The organism is Corynebacterium striatum (assembly GCF_016728105.1).
Classification (GTDB): domain Bacteria; phylum Actinomycetota; class Actinomycetes; order Mycobacteriales; family Mycobacteriaceae; genus Corynebacterium; species Corynebacterium striatum.
In genome coordinates, this window is the sequence record NZ_CP068158.1 from 66,159 (window position 1) to 83,086 (window position 16,928).

Genomic DNA, 16,928 nt, shown 5'->3' on the forward strand with positions numbered 1-16,928 from the left:
CCACGCAGTAGCCCCAGGTAGGGTTAAGGGGCTAACGGGCTGAGAGGATAAGCGGTTAAGGAGTAACCACAGGGCGCGAGGCACGCTCGAGCAAGACAGCGATGGAGTCGTAGCTCTTGCCGGAGATCATCTCCAGGCCCATCTCACAGGTGCGGTTATCGGAGACATAAGCATCGAAGTGCTCAGCCTCAAGGGAAGCGCGCTCCTCACGGGTAGCCGATTCCACCAGCTCTGGGTGGAGCATGATGCGGTCACCGGCGGAGCCACAGCACATAGCGCCTTCTGGAACCTTGGCATGGCCACAGAGGTTGGCCAGCTGCACCAAGTCATCGCTGATGCCCATGTGCGCAGTGGAGCAGGTTGGGTGAACGGCGATGGTGCCCATGTTCTGGACGATCGGTAGGTGAGGGGCAACCTCATCGCGTAGCCACTCGACGACGTCCATGATGCGCAGCTGGGACCATAATTCCTTGTCGGCTTCGGAGAGCGCCTCTGGGACACTGTCGAGCAAGCCGTGGGTACAGCTGGCGGCATCCACGATGATGGGGAGCTTGCCGTGCTCAGACCAGTGCCACAGGTCGCGGACGATCTTGGTGGCCTGGTATTCGAAGCCCTCGGTGTAGCCCTTAGAAGACCAAGGAGTACCGCAGCAGTCGCCTGCTACATCATCCGGAATCCACACCGGTTGTCCGGAACGGCGGCCAAGCTCGACGACAGCGCGCGGCAGATCCACCGAATCCGGGGCGGCGCCAGCAGGGCGGCCAAAGATGCGGTTGATGCAAGCCGGGAAGTACAAGGCCTGTGCGCCTTCACGCGGTGTCTCCGGTAGACGGGACGCACCCTTAGGGAGTGGACCTGGCACGGTGGGCAGCAAGTCAGGGGAGATGACGTTGCGGGCCATGTTGGCGCCGAGCTCAAGTGGCTTGTGCGGAATCTTATTGGCGGAAATGACGCCAGCACGCGCGAGCTTCTCGACGAGCGCCCAACGCTGCGCGGTCGACAGGGCTACCTTCTCGGCCTTGGGGCCAGCTTCCTGCTTGCGCAGCTGCTTCATCACTGCGCCGGTGTCGATGCTGATGGGACACGGAATGGAACAGGTGCCGTCCGCCGCACACATGTCGACGGCATCGTACTGATATTCCTCTTGCAGCTGGCGCAGGACCGCAGAGCCTTCTGGTTGGCGGGCCATCTCGCGGCGCAAGACGATGCGCTGACGTGGGGTGACCGTGGCGTGGCGGGACGGGCAAACGGGTTCGCAGAAGCCGCACTCCACGCAAGGATTAATCATGTCCTCGACCTTGGGGAAGGACTTGAAATTCTTCAGGTGCACGGACTTGTCGCGGGTGAGCTTCACATTTGGCGCGAGGATGCCTTGCGGGTCAATCATGTTCTTGACTTCCCAGAAGAGCTCGAAGGCTTCGGAGCCCCACTCGTGCTCGAGGAATGGAGCCATGTTTACGCCGGTACCGTGCTCGGCCTTCATCGAACCTTGGTACTTGTCGATGACCAACTCAGCCAGCTCGTCCAGGAAGCTGGCATAAGATTCGCGTTCTTCGTCTAGATCGAAGCGCGGGGTAAGGAAGAAGTGCAGGTTGCCGAAGGCGGCGTGTCCCATCACCGACTCGGGGTAGCCATACTTGTGCTGCAGATCCAGCAAATCGGCGGCTGCGTTGCCTACCTCTGCGGGCGGGAAGCAGACGTCCTCGGTGATGTAGGTGGTGCCGTTCGGGCGGTCGGCTCCGAGCAGGCCGTACAAACCGTTGCGGAGCTCCCATGCGCCGCGCATGCCCTCTGGTGTGGTCTCGAATTCGAGTGGGCGTAAAAGCGGCGCGTCCTTGAGGACCTCCTTGAGGCGCTCCATCGCGGATTCGAGATCGGCGAGGTCGGTGCCGCCTACCTCGACGAGCAGTGCTGCTGCATCGTCATCAAGGTCGATCCAGGACTTTGGCGCGTGGGCGTAGTGTTCTGCCGAACGGCGCATCACCGGTGCGACGAGGAGTTCGCAGGCTTCAGCGCCGGCCTCCATGATTGGGTGCACGAAGTTGGCTGCATCGCGCAGGTTCGGTAACTCGACCCAGGTCGTGGCCTTGACCTTGGGAAGTTTTACCGTCTTGATGACGGACTCGACGATGGCGCCGAAAATGCCTTCGGAGCCGACGAGGAGGCGCTTTAGGATCTTGACCGGCTCGTCCTCGTCGAGGAAAGCGTCAATGCGTAGGCCGTTGGTATTGCGGATGGAGAACTTCTTGCGCAAGAACTCCACCATCTCGGTGTTCGCTCGCAGGCGGTCGCGGAAGGCGAGGAGGTTGGCGTGAAGTTCAGGTTCCTGTGCACGGAAGGCATCGTCGCCGCGAGCGGTATCGACAATGGTTCCGGAGGGCAAGACGAAGACGAGCTCATCGACGCAGTGGTAGCTATCGCGCTCCAGCGAACAGCGCATGCCGCCGGAGTTGTCGGCGAGGACGCCGCCGATGGTGCATACAGAGGTTGATCCTGGGTCCGGGCCGAGCATGAATCCGTGCCGGCCGAGGACTGCCTGGGCGTCGCCAAGCACAACGCCTGGGCGGGACCACAGCTTGCTGCCGCCATTCCTGACCTCCATGCCGGTGAAGTTGGTCTTCACATCAACCAAGATGTCATCTGACATTGCTTGGCCGTTGAGCGAGGTGCCCGCGGCGCGGAACGTCATGTGGCGGCCGTTCTCGCGGCAGTAGGTCATGAGCCTAGACAAGTCGCTGGCACTACGCGCTGACACTACGATTTGAGGAATAGATCGGTAGGGGCCGGCGTCGGAAGAGAATCGGACAAGGTCTGATAGGCGTCCGTGCACGTTTTCCGGACCGACGATGGCCTCCATGTCTTTGATGAGCGACATGGGGGAGCCGTTGGTGTACTTCGCTGGTACAGCATCTGCCTGGCTCGTTGATCCCTGTGGGCGAGAAATCTTTGTTGAATCGGGACTCAGAAGCTTTTGCATACACTCAACTTAGTCCCAGATATCTGTTGACCGATAGTAAGTGTGGCCTAAGGTCACCTTTGTTTAACCACGGTTGGGGGCGGCGAGTTTAGACCCCTTCATTAGCGGTATCCCAACGTCCGAAACTGCTAGTTCATTTAACGGGATGTTGTGCTATGGTTTGGAAATCAATCAATCCATAGAAAGATATTCACCACGTCGGTGGGATCGGGAAAGGGAAGTTGGGCTCAGGGGTGTCGTTCCTGGGGGCAAGGTCCCTAACCTTTACCCCCACAGATTCCACTCACAATGAAGGTGCCTGATGGCAAGCCGGACATGCGAGTGGGGGAAGAGGTGGGTAACTTCCAAGTAGTAAGGGCGAGCCACATGTCGAGTATGACTTCTCACCAGTATGAAGTAGCCGATCCGTCGGCGGCGCAGGATGCGCAAAGCAGCTCTGAGAAGCTAGCGGTTTACGCATTTCCCATCGTGATTGTGCTGTGTGCAATTGCAGCCTTCATGAGTCCGTCGACCTTTGTCCCGGTTAGCTCTTATACGAGCCAGCTGCTTATGGTCATTATGTTCTCGATGGGTCTTACTCTGACGGCCCCGGATCTTGCGCTCGTTGCCAAGCGTCCATTGCCCATCCTTATTGGCGTTGTATGCCAGTTTGTGGTTATGCCGACCAGTGCGGTGCTTGTTGCTAAGTTGCTGGGGCTTAATGACGCCGTTACTGTCGGCCTAATCCTGCTTGGTTCGGTTCCTGGTGGTACGGCATCCAATGTCATGGCGTACTTGGCAAAGGGTGACGTGGCACTGTCTGTCGCTATGACGTCCGTTTCTACCTTGGTTTCCCCAATTATGACGCCACTGTTGATGCTGTGGCTGGCAGGGCAGAGTGCTGAGGTTGATGGTATGGGCATGATGTGGTCGCTGGTTCAGACGGTCCTCATCCCGGTCGCACTTGGCCTGTTGCTGCGCGTTGTGGCAAGCAAGGCGGTTGATTATGTCATCCCGGTGCTCCCGTGGGTGGCTATCGTCGGTATTGGTGCAGTGGTTACTGCGGTTGTGTCAAAGTCGCAGGATAAGCTGCTGACGGTTGGTCTTGTTGTATTCCTCGGTGTGGCCATTCAGAATGTCATTGGATTCCTCTTTGGCTACTATACGGCGAAGGTAACTCGTCAGCGCGAAGCAGCAGCGCGTACGACGGCTATCGAGGTTGCCACCCAGAACTCCGGTTTGGCCTCCGCGCTGGCGCTGCAGTTCTTTACGCCTGAGGCTGCATTGCCAGGCGTTGTGGCAGCCGTGTGGGCGAACATCACGGGCGCGGTATTCGCAGCACTCGTCCGCCGTAAGCCTTTGCCCGCTGAGGAGGCCCCAGAGGAACTACTGAATGAGCCGGCGCACGTGAGCTAGTGGTGAGGTTAGGTGGGCCCCTTATATAAGGGGCCCGGGGGATAACGACACAAATCCTAAATGACATAATGTACATTATCGGACAATTATTGAATAGTGGCGTTACGTCTATACGTCCCCGTGCATCTATATCGATTTGTCGGCACTCACGTATCAATTAGTTCTTGTGACGCGCATTTCCCCGGCTGGGTGCAGACGTCGCCGAGCGGCTTGGCTTTGTCCTGGGCTACTCGCGCGGCTCAACTCGTTGGATTTATATTGACCCGGTTGTTGGTCTGGCTTGTTGGTCCGACTGCTTGCCCCCGGTTTGGGTCCGGTTTTGGTCTGGCTCGGACGCGGTGGCTGAATTTGGGCTTTTTCGGCTTTTGGGGTTGCTTCTGCCCTAACTGAGTACACCACCGTTTAATGTCACTGTGACGTTAAACGGTGGTGTGAGTGGGAATTGCGGGTGTGCTCTAACGGCGGTTGTATGCAGTGATAAGTTGCCAGCCCGTAAGAATGCCGAGCAATACTGCGATGCCAAGGAGTAGCCACATTTTCTGGAAGCCGACGAATACTGCGAAGCTAATGAGCACCACGAGTCGGAACCAGATGACTGGGATTAGATGTTGAGAGTTCATGCCTGCGTATTGCTAGTTACTTCCGTATTGCTAGTTATTTCTGAAGCGTGACGCGAATGTTTACTTCGCCTTCTTTTTCAATCTTGGCCGCGATCATCTCTGGAGTCTCAATTCCGTAATCTAGACGGTTGACCGGAATGTTGCCGCCCATAACGATGGTCTCACCGTCGCGAACAACGTCGAATTCCTGGGTGACCTTCTTGGTCTTGCCCTTGATCGTTAGGTCGCCGGTCAGCTTAACCTTGGCCACCGAGCCGTCGTCTGGCACTGCAGAAATATCAGCAGGCTCAGTCAGAGTGAACGTGGCTTCAGGGAATTGGCGCGTGATAAACAGCTTGTCCTTCATGTTTTGGTCACGAACCTTTTTATCCGTGGTCAAGGTGGTCATGTCCACGGTGATCGTGCCTTCTTCGATCTTGCCGTCTTTAATGACAGCCTGGCCGGTCACGTCCTTGGTGGAGCCGGAGGTCGTGGTCTTCTCAGCAGGCAGAACCTCGTTGATGGTGAAACCAACCGAGGTGAAATTATGTGGCGTACCAGCAACAACGTTCCAGGTGCCATCGACATCGGTGCTAGCTGGCTTGGTGTGCGCTGCATCAACAGGCTTTGTCTGGACACCACGGCCCATGTAAATCGAATAGAACAACGGGCCAAGTGCAACCACCGTGGCGACGAGAATTAGCACCACGAAAATGGAAATGACCAGCTTGCGGTTACCTAGAAGTTTCTGCATTTTTCCTTATCTCAATTCCTCGAGCCGACGTGCCAAGGCGACGAGTTCAGAACACAGTTCCTGGAGCTCATCTCCATCTGCACCTTCCTTCGCTGCCATTGCGACGTCCTCGGCTGAGCAGCGTAGTTCAAATAATCCATCCCGCAATTCATCAGCACGCTCCGGAGTCATGATCACAGCGTTCTTCGGAATTGATGTACCCGAAACGTTATTACGCTGCTCATATGCGCGTTGCTTGCATGATGCGCTACAGAATTTGCGAGGGCGTCCGCGCCCTCCTTGTGGGATCTCCTTGCCGCACCATTGACACGATGCGACAGCACGGTCGCGGCTAGCTTGACGGATCACCTGTTACACCTTAGTCCATTTAACCCGGGGTGGGAACAAACGCACGCTGTACTTCGTTATACTGTTAGTTTCTTGGGTGATTTATATCAACCCTTCCGAGCACTCTTTATGAAAAGGATGATGTTGCATGGCAGATCGCGTACTCCGTGGTAGCCGTATGGGCGCCGTCAGCTACGAGACGGACCGTGACCACGACCTAGCACCACGCCAGATGGTCAAGTACCGCACCGAAGACGGTGACATCTACGAAGTTCCTTTCGCAGATGATGCGGAAATTCCTGAGGAGTGGATGTGTAAGAACGGTAAGCTGGGCACCCTTATGGAGGGCGAAGGCGTAGAATCCAAGCCAGCCAAGCCGCCACGTACCCACTGGGACATGCTGCGTGAGCGCCGTTCCATCGAGGAACTCGACGAACTGCTTACCGAGCGCATCGATCAGCTGCGCTCCCGCCGCCGCTCCGCTGCTCGTCTGCTCAAGGAGCAGCAGGAGAATCAGAGCTAGAACTCGGTTTCTGCAGCGCCGCACATGCTGTACATAGCGCACAAAAGGGGCGCGCTACTTCCCCATTGCTGGGAATGTAGCGCGCCCCTTTCGTCTTAGTAGGCGGCTCATGGTGAGCCGCTCGGAGCCTACTCGGCTTGCTTTGCCTACTTAGACTTGCTGCCGAACTGGTGCTTCAGCAGGGACTGTACCTCGTCAGCGAAGTCGCCGGTCCAGGCAAAGCCTTCTTTGAGCTTGCCAGCCAGGCCCGGAAGGGAGCTGTGGCGGTAAGTGTAGGACGCGATGTTGCTGACCTCGCCAGCCAAGTCCTTGGCCTGCTCGGAACGGTGTGCAATGCCCCACTTGGTGACCTCGAAGAGGGAATCCTTGACGAAGGAGCCGTCCAGCTTCGACTCACCGTACTCGCGCTCGGTGAAGGTGATTGGTACCTCGCGTACATCCCAGCCATCCTTGACAGCGCGGAAAGCCAAGTCAACCTGGAAGATGTAGCCAGCTTTCGACAGGTCGTCGAAGTCGATGGACTCCAGCAGCTCACGCGTGAATGCGCGGTAGCCTGCGGTCATGTCGGACAGGCCGGCGCCCAGCGCCACGGAGATGTACAAGTTGCCCAAGCGGGACAGGTATTCGCGGGAAGCAGGCCAGTTGATGGTCTCGCCGCCCGGTACGTAGCGGGAACCGATGACGAGGTCCGCGCCCTTGTCGATCTCAGCGAGGAGCAAGTGCAGCTGCTCAGGTGCGTGGGAACCGTCAGCGTCCATCTCACAGAGGACCTGGTAGTCGCGCTCCAAGCCCCACTTGAAGCCAGCAATGTAAGCACCTAGGAGGCCGCCCTTGCCCTCACGGTGGAGGACGTGCAGCTTGTCATCCTCAGCAGCCAGCTTGTCTGCAGCCTCACCGGTGCCGTCAGGCGAGTTATCGTCCACGATCAGAATGCTGACCTCTGGGGTTGCCTTGCGGACACGGCCGGTGATCAGCGGAAGGTTCTCAATCTCGTTGTAGGTCGGGATGATAACCAAGGTGGAAGCGTGGGTAGTGCTCACGTTTTAAAGCTCCTCGTTGTTTGCTGCCGGTGTAGCAGAGTTTTGTTTAGGCGCACGTTGCTTGCCACGGGCTCCTGGCTTTTCAAGATTGCCTGTCCTGCGTGCAGAACGGAGAGCAAGTAGTGCGCTGACTGTTCCAATGATAACCATGAGCCATTGCAGGAGCGAACCATACCTCACGGCAAAGGTCACTCCCTTGCGCAGCGGCAGCGTCTCAATGAGATACTTCGGCTCAAAGATTTCGCTGTGTTGGCTCACCCGGCCATCCGGATGGACAATGGCCGAGACTCCCGATGTTGCGGCGATAACCACGGCGCGGTCAGTCTCCAAGGCGCGCAGGCGGCTCATGGCTAGTTGCTGATAGGTCATGTCGGAGTAACCGAAGGTGGCGTTGTTCGTAGGCGTCGAAAGAATTTGAGCACCGTTGTTCACCGAACTGCGGAATGCCTGGTCGAAAGAGACCTCGTAGCATGTGGCCACACCGACGAGAACGTCGTTCATCGTGACCACACCGGGGCCGTCGCCCGGCTTGAAATCGCTGGCTAGGTCGACCATGTCCGTGAACTTGCGGAAGAAATTCCGCATAGGCATCGTCTCGCCGAAGGGCTGCAAATACTTCTTGTAGTGGTGCTCTCCTACTTCCCCACCTGGCTCGAAAACCTGCATGGTGTTGCGGTAGCCCACCGCGTCCTTCGTTAGCGTACCCACCAGAACGGGCGCGTCGATGGCGTCGACGGCGGCGTCGATAAGCATGCGTGCCTGCGCATCCTTAAGAGGATTGACGTCGGAGGAATTCTCCGGCCAGATCACCAGATCGATGGGGTCTTCCTTGTTTTCCTGGGCCGCATTGGCGGCTTCCTGTGTGACTCGGACGTGGTTTTCCAATACGGCCCTGCGCTGGGCGGCAAAATCCAGGCCCATCCGCGGGACGTTGCCCTGAATCGCGGCTACCTTGACTTCGCCCACAGTATGGTCCGGGCGGTTGATACCGAGTCCCGCCGCGAGCCCTGCCACCAAGGGAAGCACCACTGCCGCCAGCGCAGCCGCACGGAGTTTTCCGCGGGCCTGTACCAAACCCACCAATCCGCACGCGCACATGACGGTGGCGAAAGTGATGAGCGCTGGCCCGCCCCACGGCGCCAGATTAGCCAACGGCCCTTCAATCTGTCCCCAGGCAAGGCGGACCCAGGAAAAGCCGCCGAAGGGAACGCTCGAGCGCAACATCTCGACCGCTACGTAAAAGAACGGGAACAAGAGGAAACCCGACCTCATGCGGGCAAGTGCAGCCCCGCCGATACCTAGCAAGATGGCATAGAGGGAGAGCCAGAATGCCAAAGCAATGTAGGGGAAATTACCCACCAACTCCCCGATCCACGGCAAGGTGAGCAGATAGAGAAAAAACGCGTGAAGGCTGGCGATTGCGGCTCCAGCTTTCAGGCTCACGCTTGAGGCTCTCCACGGCACCAAGGCGGCAAAGAGCAACGCGATACCGAGGATCCCCATGGGCCACCAACCCAGTGGCTCAACAGCGCAAAAAGTAACACCGCCTGAAACGCCGGCAAGCGCTAGGCGGCACAGAAATTGTTTCATTACTTCTTGGAGTCTCCCGCATCGTTTCCGGAGTCGTCGGCCGAGCCACCGGTGAAGTCATCAGGATCGAGGTTCTCGGTCCACTGACGGATCTCTTCCTCGTCGAGGACCTCCGGCTCTGGGCGGCTCCCCTGGGCACCGCCTGGATACCCGGTTGCTGAACCGTAGTCCGCAGCGTTTCCGAAGCTTCCATAGGAATCATGGTGCTGCGCCATGGGCGAAGCTTCAAAGATGCGGGTGCCCATGTGCTCAATCTTGCGCACCATAGAAGCCGCGAGAATCGTGCGCGCCAGGGAGCGCGTTGGCGCAAAGATGAGTAGCGCGCCGATGAGCGTTGAGACAAACCCTGGCATCGATAGCAACAGGCCGCCTGCCAGCGTCAGGCCCACGTTGCCGGCGGTCTTGCCAGCTTGGTTTCCGTCCATGTAGTAGATCCCGTCTTGCCCGCGCACAATCTGGCGGCTCATGATGCGGCGGATTTCAATACCTGCGAGGGACATGCCGAAGAACATCGACACGAACAAGGCCACGAGTGCCCACAGGATTCCAATCCACTTGGCCACGGCCCAAAAGGCGAGTGTCTCAAGCAAGGTATAGGCGATAAACAGAACGAATGGCATGGCCTCTACCCTACCCATCCGCGGTGAAGCGTCCTGGGTTTAGTTCCGCTTCTTTTACGGCCCTGTGTTGATGGGCTGGGTGAGATAGTACTCGGTTTCTACTTCCTGTGGGGTGGCGTAGTCCAATGCTTCGTGAAGTCGCTTAGTGTTCCACCAATGCACCCACCGCAAGGTGGCCAGTTCGACTTCTCCGACCGACGTCCACGGGCCCTGGGCATGAATCAGTTCCGCCTTGTAGAGACCGTTGACTGTTTCGGCTAGAGCATTGTCATAAGAATCGCCGATTGTTCCCACACTCGGGCGGATTCCTGACTCAGCTAGCGCGGTGGAATACTTCAGTGACACGTACTGGCTGCCCCGATCGCTGTGGTGAATTAGTTGGTTTCCATGGATTCGTCCTGCAGTCGTTAACGCATGTTCCAATGCCTCCATGGGCAGCGCATCGGTGCGCATTGTCGAGCGTGTAGCAACACCAACAATTTTTCGGCTGAAGACATCCACGACAAACGCGGTGTAGGCGAATCCTGACAGGGTGCGAACGTAGGTAATGTCGGCAACCCAAAGCCTGCCTGGTGCCTGCGCACGGAAGTTTCGGCGCACTAGGTCCGGGCGATGATCCGGTGTCTTCGGGCTAATCGTTGTCACAGGGGTTCGCCCACGTCTGCGGCCAGAAACACCTGCAAGTTTCATTAGTCGTGCAGTCTTGTCGCGACCAATATGAAAGCCTTCACGGTTCATCGCGTGCCACATTTTGCGGATACCGTAGACCGAGAAATTCTCCGCATGCACACGCTGTATCTCTGGGATGAGCAGGCTATCGCTTAAGGCTCTTGCACTGGGAACACGTGTGGTAGCTTTGCGGTAGCCGCGTGAAGTAATGAATCCACGATCTGCTTGTTTAAGGACTCGACAGATGGCCTCGACCCCAAACTGATCTTTATACGTGTCGATGTAGGAGATCATTTGGTCGTGGGTCGGTCGAGTTCCGCTGCGAAAAAAGCCGAAGCTGTCTTAAGAATCCCGTTTGCTCGTTTCAGTTCGCGGTTTTCGCGGCGCAGACGCTTGAGCTCTTCTTCCATTGTTTCGCCGCCTGAAGCGTCAGAATTATCGCGTACTGAAGCGCTGTCACGGTACCAAGCCCGCAACGTGTGGTGAGATACTCCAAGGAGCTCGCCGACCTCCGTGTAGGCGCGTTGCAGTGAGCAAGATTCCAGGCGGACCATTTCGATGATCTGATGGACCGCCTTGTCCTTGAACTCGACGGAATACTTTCTAGGCATAGTTCAATCCTTCCTTAGCTGAGGTAGGAACTAAACCCAGGACGCTTCACGGCATACATGCCGTGGCCAACACCCGCTGACGTGTTTTCTACAACCGGAATCTAGGGGCAGTGAACGCAACGGTTAGACTCGCAGCCATGACTGATACCCCTGAAACGCCTCACGTAGGTTCGCCGCTGCTGCTTGACGACGCCGTCCATGGAACCGTCGCGCGTTTCCAACCGGTAGCCGGTGCGACGACGGCGGAAGACTGGATTGAAATCGCAGGACTGGCTCAGGATTTCGGCGACGGCAATGTCTACCTCGCCCAGAACGCAGCATTGGAGCTGCGCGGTGTCCACGACGTAGCGCAGCTTGTTGCTCGCGTTAGCGCTCCTGCATTGAGCACGCTAAGCCGGCCTGTCTTGGCTTCCCCTCTCTCGGCAGCAGCGCGCGAACTGGCCCGCGATATTGCGGCGGTTTGTGAGGGGCTGGAGGCGGCTTCTGAGCTTGTCCTAGGCGTCGATGACGGAAGCGGCGACATTGTTGCGGAGGGCGTCGACTATGGCGTGCTCTTACGCGGCACTGACAGCGCTCAGCTGATTGCGCAGGGCGTGCTTTCCGACGCTGTGCTGGCCATCGAGGACCTCGTGCCCGCCTTGGTTAATGCGATTGAAGAAGCGGCGGCGAAGGCGCCGGAGGAAGCGTCTGCGGATACAGGCCGAACGGAAGAGCTGAAGCTGTCTGCAACGGAGACCTCGGACAAGCCGACCCAGCCCATCGGCTGGCTGGCTGAGCATACCCCTGAAGAGCGCGTTGACCTAGGAGCAGGACTGCACAAGGGAGTAATCCCAGCGGAGTTCGCGGACCTGATCGGACGCCTCGACGTCGATATCACGGTCACCCCGTGGCAGGGGCTCGTGTTCCATGACATCGCGGAAGGCGACGCCGAAGTGGTCCTGCGCGTGCTGGCACCACGTGGGTTTATCTTCGACGTGAATTCGCCTTTGCTGTAACAAGTAAGAACAAGCTAGCGCGGCATATGGCGCCACACGGGGCGCGGAACCACGCGCATGACCCATGCCAACGCTTGGAGGGGACGCGGAATCCAGAGGGTGCGGCTGCGCGGCGCGTCAGCAGTGCCCGCGCCCTTGCCAGACATGGCATCAACCACGGCGTCGGCAACCGCGTCTGGGGTCACCGAAAGCGGTGCTGGCTTCATTCCGGTGGTCATGGAACCGATGACAAAGCCCGGGCGCGCGGTAATGAGTGCGAGCGGGCTACCGTGCAGGCGATCGGCAAGTCCTTGGCAGAAAGCATCGAGACCAGCCTTGGTGGAGCCATATACGTAGTTGGCGCGCCGGGCACGCCACCCAGCGATGGATGAGAAGGCGACGATGTGGCCGCGGGTCATCTCATCAGCAAGTACCGTCAGCATCGATACCTGGGCGCCATAGTCCACCAAGGCGATATCGAAAGCATGGGCTTCATCGCGCTCAGCACGGTCTTGGTCACCAAGGATGCCGAAAGCCACTACGGCGGTGGTGATTCCGTCGCTGTGCTCGCACAGCTCACGTGCCGCCCGAAATACGGCACGGTGCTGCTCGACGGCGGTGGCGTCGAAGTCGAGAGTATGGACTGCAGTTGCGCCCGCGGCACGAAGCTTCTTAATGTGCTCGTCCATGCCGTGGGTGCCGCGTGCTGCAAGGACAATCTCGTTTCCCGGAGCAAGACGCTGCGCAATCTCGCCACCGATGTCACTGCGCCCGCCGAGGATCAACACACCTGCCATCTAGCGGACCTCGCGGGGTGCCTGGTTGACGGATTCGTATCCATCCGCGGTGGTGTACACGATGTCCTCAAGACGCATGCCCCACTTGCCTGGCACGTAGATGCCCGGCTCGATGGAAAAGGCCATGCCCTCCTCAAGGACCAACTCGTTGCCAGCCATAATGAAGGGCTCCTCGTGGGTAGACAGGCCAATGCCGTGTCCGGTGCGATGCGTGAAGTACTCGCCGAAGCCGGCTTCCTCGATGACCTCACGGGTAGCGCGGTCGACTTCCTGTGCAGTCGCGCCGGGCTTGGCTGCTGCGCGGCCAGCTGCCTGGGCGCGCTCCAGTACTGCGTAAGCGTCCTGGAAGTCCTGAGGCGCTGCGCTCAGATCTCCGCCCACAACGTAAGTACGGGTGGTGTCGGAGTGATAACCCGAAGGCAGGGTGCCTCCGATGTCAACGACCACTGGATCGCCTTTGCTCAGCACGCGGTCACCGTAGTCGTAGTGCGGGTTGGCACCGTTAGGGCCAGAACCGACGATGATGAAGTCGACCTCCACGTGTTGGCGGAGGATCAGGTCGCGCAGGTCCGCTGCGACGTCAGCCTCGGTGCGTCCTGCCCGGAGCAGACCAGGAACAGCAGCGTGGACGGCGTCGATAGCCGCGCCCGCCTTGGTCAGCTCCTCCAGCTCGGCGGCGTCCTTGCGGGTAAACAACTCGGCCAAGGAGTAGGTGGCCAGCACGTACTGAGGCTGTGCACCAGACTGGGCGGACTCAGCAAGCAGGCCCTGGATGCGCAAGACGTGGTCAGCGGTCAGCGATGCACCAAGCGCCACCGTGGGGGTACTGGAAGATGTCGTGGCGCGCAGAGGCTCGCAGGCGAGCTCATAAGGGTTCTCGCCATCGCTCCAGCCGCGCAACTCCAAACCGAGCTGCGCCACAGGCGAGGAGCTAAGCGTTTCGATGTCCGTAGACGGGGCAACGATGAAAGGCTTGCCCGTGGGGCCAAGCACCAAAGCGGTTAAGCGCTCGTGGGAGGAGACCCAGGAACCAGTGAGATAAGCAAAGTCGGCACCGGTACCCAAAATAAGCAGGTCAATCCCCTTTTCAGCGGATACCTCTTGAGCCCGCTGCAAGCGGTCGGCGTATACAGACACTGGAAAAGCACTGTTTGAATCAGACATGTGCACGAGCCTACCCCGCGTACCCCGCGTGCCTTCATTTCAGGGGACGCGGTGTGCTTAAGCGCCGATGGCCACGACGCCGCGCTGAATTGCATCGATGGCGCGCCGGGCATTGCGGCGGATGTCTTCCTCGTAGCCGGTCTTGGCGATCTGCTGCAGCATGTCCACCACCTGGCGGCACCAGCGCACGAAGTCGCCGGGGGTAAGTTCCGCACCGGCTTCGTTCGCGGCAGCCATGCAGTATCCCAGCGGGGCTCCGGCGGTCCACTGATGGATGGCAAGTGCGAAGCCGGCCTCCGGTTCACGGGTGCGTGGAAGGTTGTGGCGGGCCTCGTCGGCGATGAGCTCGGTGTAGATGCGATATGTAGCTTCCATGGCGTCGGCCATGGCATCCGTGGCCGCTTCCGGCTCGCCGCGGGTTTCCTTGCGGTTTTCAAAGATGCACAGGGATGCCACACCGGCTAGCTCCGCTGGGTCTAACTCATTCCAGATGCCGCGCTTCAAGCACTGCGCTACGAGCAAGTCTGACTCGCTGTGGATCTGGGAAAGGCGCTCGCCTTCATCGGTGATGACTGGGCGGCGGTCTTCGCCAAAGCCTTCGAACTCGACGTAGTCCATCTCAGAGAGCAAGTCGACGATACGTCCGAAGGTCTTGCCCAAGGTATCGGTAGCCCGCTCGACCTTCTTGCTGACCTTCTCGAGGTCCCTTTCGCGCCGCGCCAGTTTTTGCGCGATACCCGCCAGTTGCTCGCGGTCGGTTGCTGGCCACGAGTGGGCCGGATGGTTGCGGATGGCGTCGCGTAGCTCGCCCACCTTCTTGTTGGTGCGGTTGCGCGGCGCCATGCGCATCTTCTTTGGGCGGTCGTAGCGGTTGCGCTTGAAGGAATCTTGTATGAACTTGGTGTTGCGACGCGGGTTTTTCTGCACCGGACGCGGGAGCTTCATGCGGCCCACGACGATTGGCGGATTGTTGATGCCGGAGACATCGATGCGGCCGGACCATCCAGTTTCGGTAGTCACCCATGGGCGTGGGTCCGCGGTTTGATTCGCGGGAGTGACCACGACGGCAAGAATGGGATGCTTCTTTCCAGCGATGGCGATGACGTCGCCCAGCTGGAGACGGCTGAGCACCACGGCGACCTCTTGGTTGCGCTGCGCATTGTTGTTGGCGCGCACCGACTTCTCCTCGTCGGTGAGCTTGCGACGCAGGCGGATGTAGTCCATGAGGACCTCTGCTGGGTCTTCACCATCGCGTGATGGAGGTGCGAGTGCATCGATGGCGTCGTCAAGCTGATTGCGCAGCTCCCGCACGCGGTGCTCCGCCTTTTCGATCTCACGGGTCTCCTCGACGACCGAGCCATCAGCTTGGAACTGCGCGAAGGACTTCTCGAGCAGGCGTAGTGACTCCTCGAAGCCCAGCATGCCCAGCAGGTTGATAGCCATGTTGTAGCCGGGCGCAAACGTGGAAATCAGCGGGTAGGTACGCGTGGAGGCCAGACCTGCGACCGCATGCGGATCCATAGCTGGGGCCCACTGCACCACGGCATTGCCGATGGTGTCGATGCCGCGACGACCCGCGCGGCCGGTTAACTGTGTGTACTGGCCCGGGGTGAGATCGACGTGCGCCTCGCCGTTGAACTTCACCAGCTTTTCCAGGATGACCGTGCGAGCAGGCATGTTGATGCCCAAGGCAAGAGTCTCGGTGGCGAATACGGCGCGGACTAAGCCTTGCACGAAGAGGTCTTCGACGATGTGCCGGAATGCAGGAAGCATTCCCGCGTGGTGGGCCGCAAAGCCGCGGGACAATGCTTCGCGCCATCGCTTGAAGTCAAGGACCTGAAGATCTTCTTCTGGAATGCCCTCGACACCTGCGTCGATGATGGCCTTGATGCGCTCGGATTCTTCTTGCGTGGTGAGCACCATGCGGCTGCGCAGACACTGGTGGAGCGCGCCATCGCAACCCGCGCGGGAGAAGATGAACGTGATGGCAGGGAGCATGTCCATGCCCTGCAGAACCTGGAGAGTCTCAGGGCGGCCCAGCGGACGGTAGCGGTCCTGCGGGCGGGAGGCGCCGGAACGGCCGCGGCCACCGCGGGAGTTACGTGAATCGCGGTCACCGCCCTTGTGGCGGGCACGGGCGCGGAAGCCCTGGCCCGAATGGGCGTCGTTGCGCCCGTCGTCGCTATCGCCCGCCTCAAGACGACGGATGCGCCGTGCCAACTCGGCATTGACTTGGCCGCCGGACTCGGGCTCAAACAGTGGGTAGATCTTGCGGCCAATCATCATCCACTGGTCCAGAGGCACCGGGCGATGATCAGAGACGATAACCGTGGTGTCGCCGCGCACGGCGGAAAGCCACTCGCCGAACTCCTCCGAGTTCGACACCGTGGCGGACAGGCCGATGATGGAGACACTCTCGTGGAGATTCAGGATGACCTCTTCCCACACTGCGCCGCGAGAGGCATCGGCGAGGAAGTGGACTTCATCCATGACCACGTGGCTCAGGCGGTCCAACGCCCCGGACTCTGCGTAGATCATGTTGCGCAGAACCTCAGTGGTCATGACGAGGATTTCTGCCTGGGAGTTGATGGAGACATCGCCCGTGAGCAGGCCGACGGCGTCCGCGCCGTGTGCGGCGACAAGATCGTGGTACTTCTGGTTGCTCAGCGCCTTGATGGGCGTGGTGTAGAAGCAACGGGTTCCGCGGCTTAGCGCCAGGGACACAGCGAACTCGCCCACAATGGTCTTGCCCGCGCCGGTGGGCGCGCAGACGAGGACACCGTGTCCTTCTTCAACGGCCCGGCATCCCTCGACCTGAAAATCATCCAGCGGGTGGGACAGTCTATCGCGGAAGGTATCCAGGTGTGTGGAAGTCATAAGTCCTCAGG

14 protein-coding genes are annotated in these 16,928 nt (G+C 59.3%); 3 read left to right on the forward strand and 11 right to left on the reverse strand.

Features of this window, described 5'->3' with window-relative positions; genetic code table 11:
* Nucleotides 1–55: 55 nt before the first annotated feature.
* Complete coding sequence (locus I6I72_RS00340) at nt 56–2,977, reverse strand: FAD-binding and (Fe-S)-binding domain-containing protein (RefSeq protein WP_201807248.1); 2,922 nt, start codon at nt 2,975–2,977, stop codon at nt 56–58.
* 366 nt (nt 2,978–3,343) lie between these two features.
* On the opposite strand from I6I72_RS00340, the gene I6I72_RS00345 reads away from it, so the two are divergent.
* Nucleotides 3,344–4,372: a bile acid:sodium symporter family protein gene (locus I6I72_RS00345; RefSeq protein WP_201807250.1), complete on the forward strand. Its 1,029-nt coding sequence runs from the start codon at nt 3,344–3,346 to the stop codon at nt 4,370–4,372.
* 455 nt (nt 4,373–4,827) lie between these two features.
* On the opposite strand, the gene I6I72_RS00350 is transcribed toward I6I72_RS00345, so the two are convergent.
* Genes I6I72_RS00350 through I6I72_RS13560 form a run of 3 tightly spaced genes read right to left on the reverse strand, consistent with a single transcriptional unit; the run spans nt 4,828 to nt 6,070 of the window.
* Entirely contained in the window at nt 4,828–4,992 is a 165-nt protein-coding gene (locus I6I72_RS00350; protein WP_005531483.1) for a hypothetical protein, read from the reverse strand.
* Between the two features lie 34 nt (nt 4,993–5,026).
* A complete protein-coding gene (locus I6I72_RS00355; protein ID WP_005531484.1) occupies nt 5,027–5,725 on the reverse strand; it encodes a YceI family protein in 699 nt (232 codons plus the stop codon).
* 6 nt (nt 5,726–5,731) lie between these two features.
* On the reverse strand, nt 5,732–6,070 hold the full coding sequence (locus I6I72_RS13560; RefSeq protein ID WP_080548661.1) for a hypothetical protein: 339 nt from the start codon (nt 6,068–6,070) through the stop codon (nt 5,732–5,734).
* A 130-nt stretch (nt 6,071–6,200) separates the two neighbouring features.
* Here I6I72_RS13560 and I6I72_RS00360 point away from each other — a divergent pair, with 130 nt between their 5' ends.
* Nucleotides 6,201–6,575, forward strand: coding sequence for an RNA polymerase-binding protein RbpA (locus I6I72_RS00360; protein ID WP_034657500.1), 375 nt, complete (start codon nt 6,201–6,203; stop codon nt 6,573–6,575).
* 146 nt (nt 6,576–6,721) lie between these two features.
* Here I6I72_RS00360 and I6I72_RS00365 read toward each other — a convergent pair whose 3' ends face one another.
* The 4 genes from I6I72_RS00365 to I6I72_RS00380 all read right to left on the reverse strand — a co-directional run bounded on the left by I6I72_RS00365 (nt 6,722) and on the right by I6I72_RS00380 (nt 11,105).
* Nucleotides 6,722–7,615 carry a polyprenol monophosphomannose synthase gene (locus I6I72_RS00365; RefSeq protein WP_005531487.1) on the reverse strand — a complete coding sequence of 298 codons (894 nt, stop codon included), beginning with the start codon at nt 7,613–7,615 and terminating at the stop codon, nt 6,722–6,724.
* 3 nt (nt 7,616–7,618) lie between these two features.
* Nucleotides 7,619–9,205 (reverse strand): apolipoprotein N-acyltransferase, encoded by a 1,587-nt coding sequence (gene lnt, locus I6I72_RS00370; protein ID WP_005531488.1) that lies wholly within the window; start codon nt 9,203–9,205, stop codon nt 7,619–7,621.
* A complete protein-coding gene (locus tag I6I72_RS00375) occupies nt 9,205–9,825 on the reverse strand; it encodes an FxsA family protein (protein WP_034657502.1) in 621 nt (206 codons plus the stop codon). Before I6I72_RS00375 ends, lnt begins: the two co-directional genes overlap by 1 nt.
* Nucleotides 9,826–9,879: 54 nt before the next feature.
* Nucleotides 9,880–11,105 (reverse strand): IS3 family transposase gene (locus I6I72_RS00380; protein WP_201806497.1). Its coding sequence is split into 2 segments (ribosomal slippage): nt 9,880–10,826 and nt 10,826–11,105, totalling 1,227 coding nucleotides; the frame shifts between segments, so codons are not numbered across the junction.
* A 137-nt stretch (nt 11,106–11,242) separates the two neighbouring features.
* Here I6I72_RS00380 and I6I72_RS00385 point away from each other — a divergent pair.
* Nucleotides 11,243–12,100: a hypothetical protein gene (locus I6I72_RS00385; RefSeq protein WP_201807253.1), complete on the forward strand. Its 858-nt coding sequence runs from the start codon at nt 11,243–11,245 to the stop codon at nt 12,098–12,100.
* Nucleotides 12,101–12,114: 14 nt separating this feature from the next.
* On the opposite strand, the gene I6I72_RS00390 is transcribed toward I6I72_RS00385, so the two are convergent.
* Genes I6I72_RS00390 through I6I72_RS00400 form a run of 3 tightly spaced genes read right to left on the reverse strand, consistent with a single transcriptional unit; the run spans nt 12,115 to nt 16,917 of the window.
* Entirely contained in the window at nt 12,115–12,876 is a 762-nt protein-coding gene (locus tag I6I72_RS00390; protein WP_100087843.1) for an SDR family oxidoreductase, read from the reverse strand.
* Nucleotides 12,877–14,040: a M24 family metallopeptidase gene (locus I6I72_RS00395; RefSeq protein ID WP_201807256.1), complete on the reverse strand. Its 1,164-nt coding sequence runs from the start codon at nt 14,038–14,040 to the stop codon at nt 12,877–12,879. It lies immediately after the preceding gene.
* Nucleotides 14,041–14,097: 57 nt separating this feature from the next.
* Complete coding sequence (locus tag I6I72_RS00400) at nt 14,098–16,917, reverse strand: DEAD/DEAH box helicase (RefSeq protein WP_201807269.1); 2,820 nt, start codon at nt 16,915–16,917, stop codon at nt 14,098–14,100.
* Nucleotides 16,918–16,928: the final 11 nt, after the last annotated feature.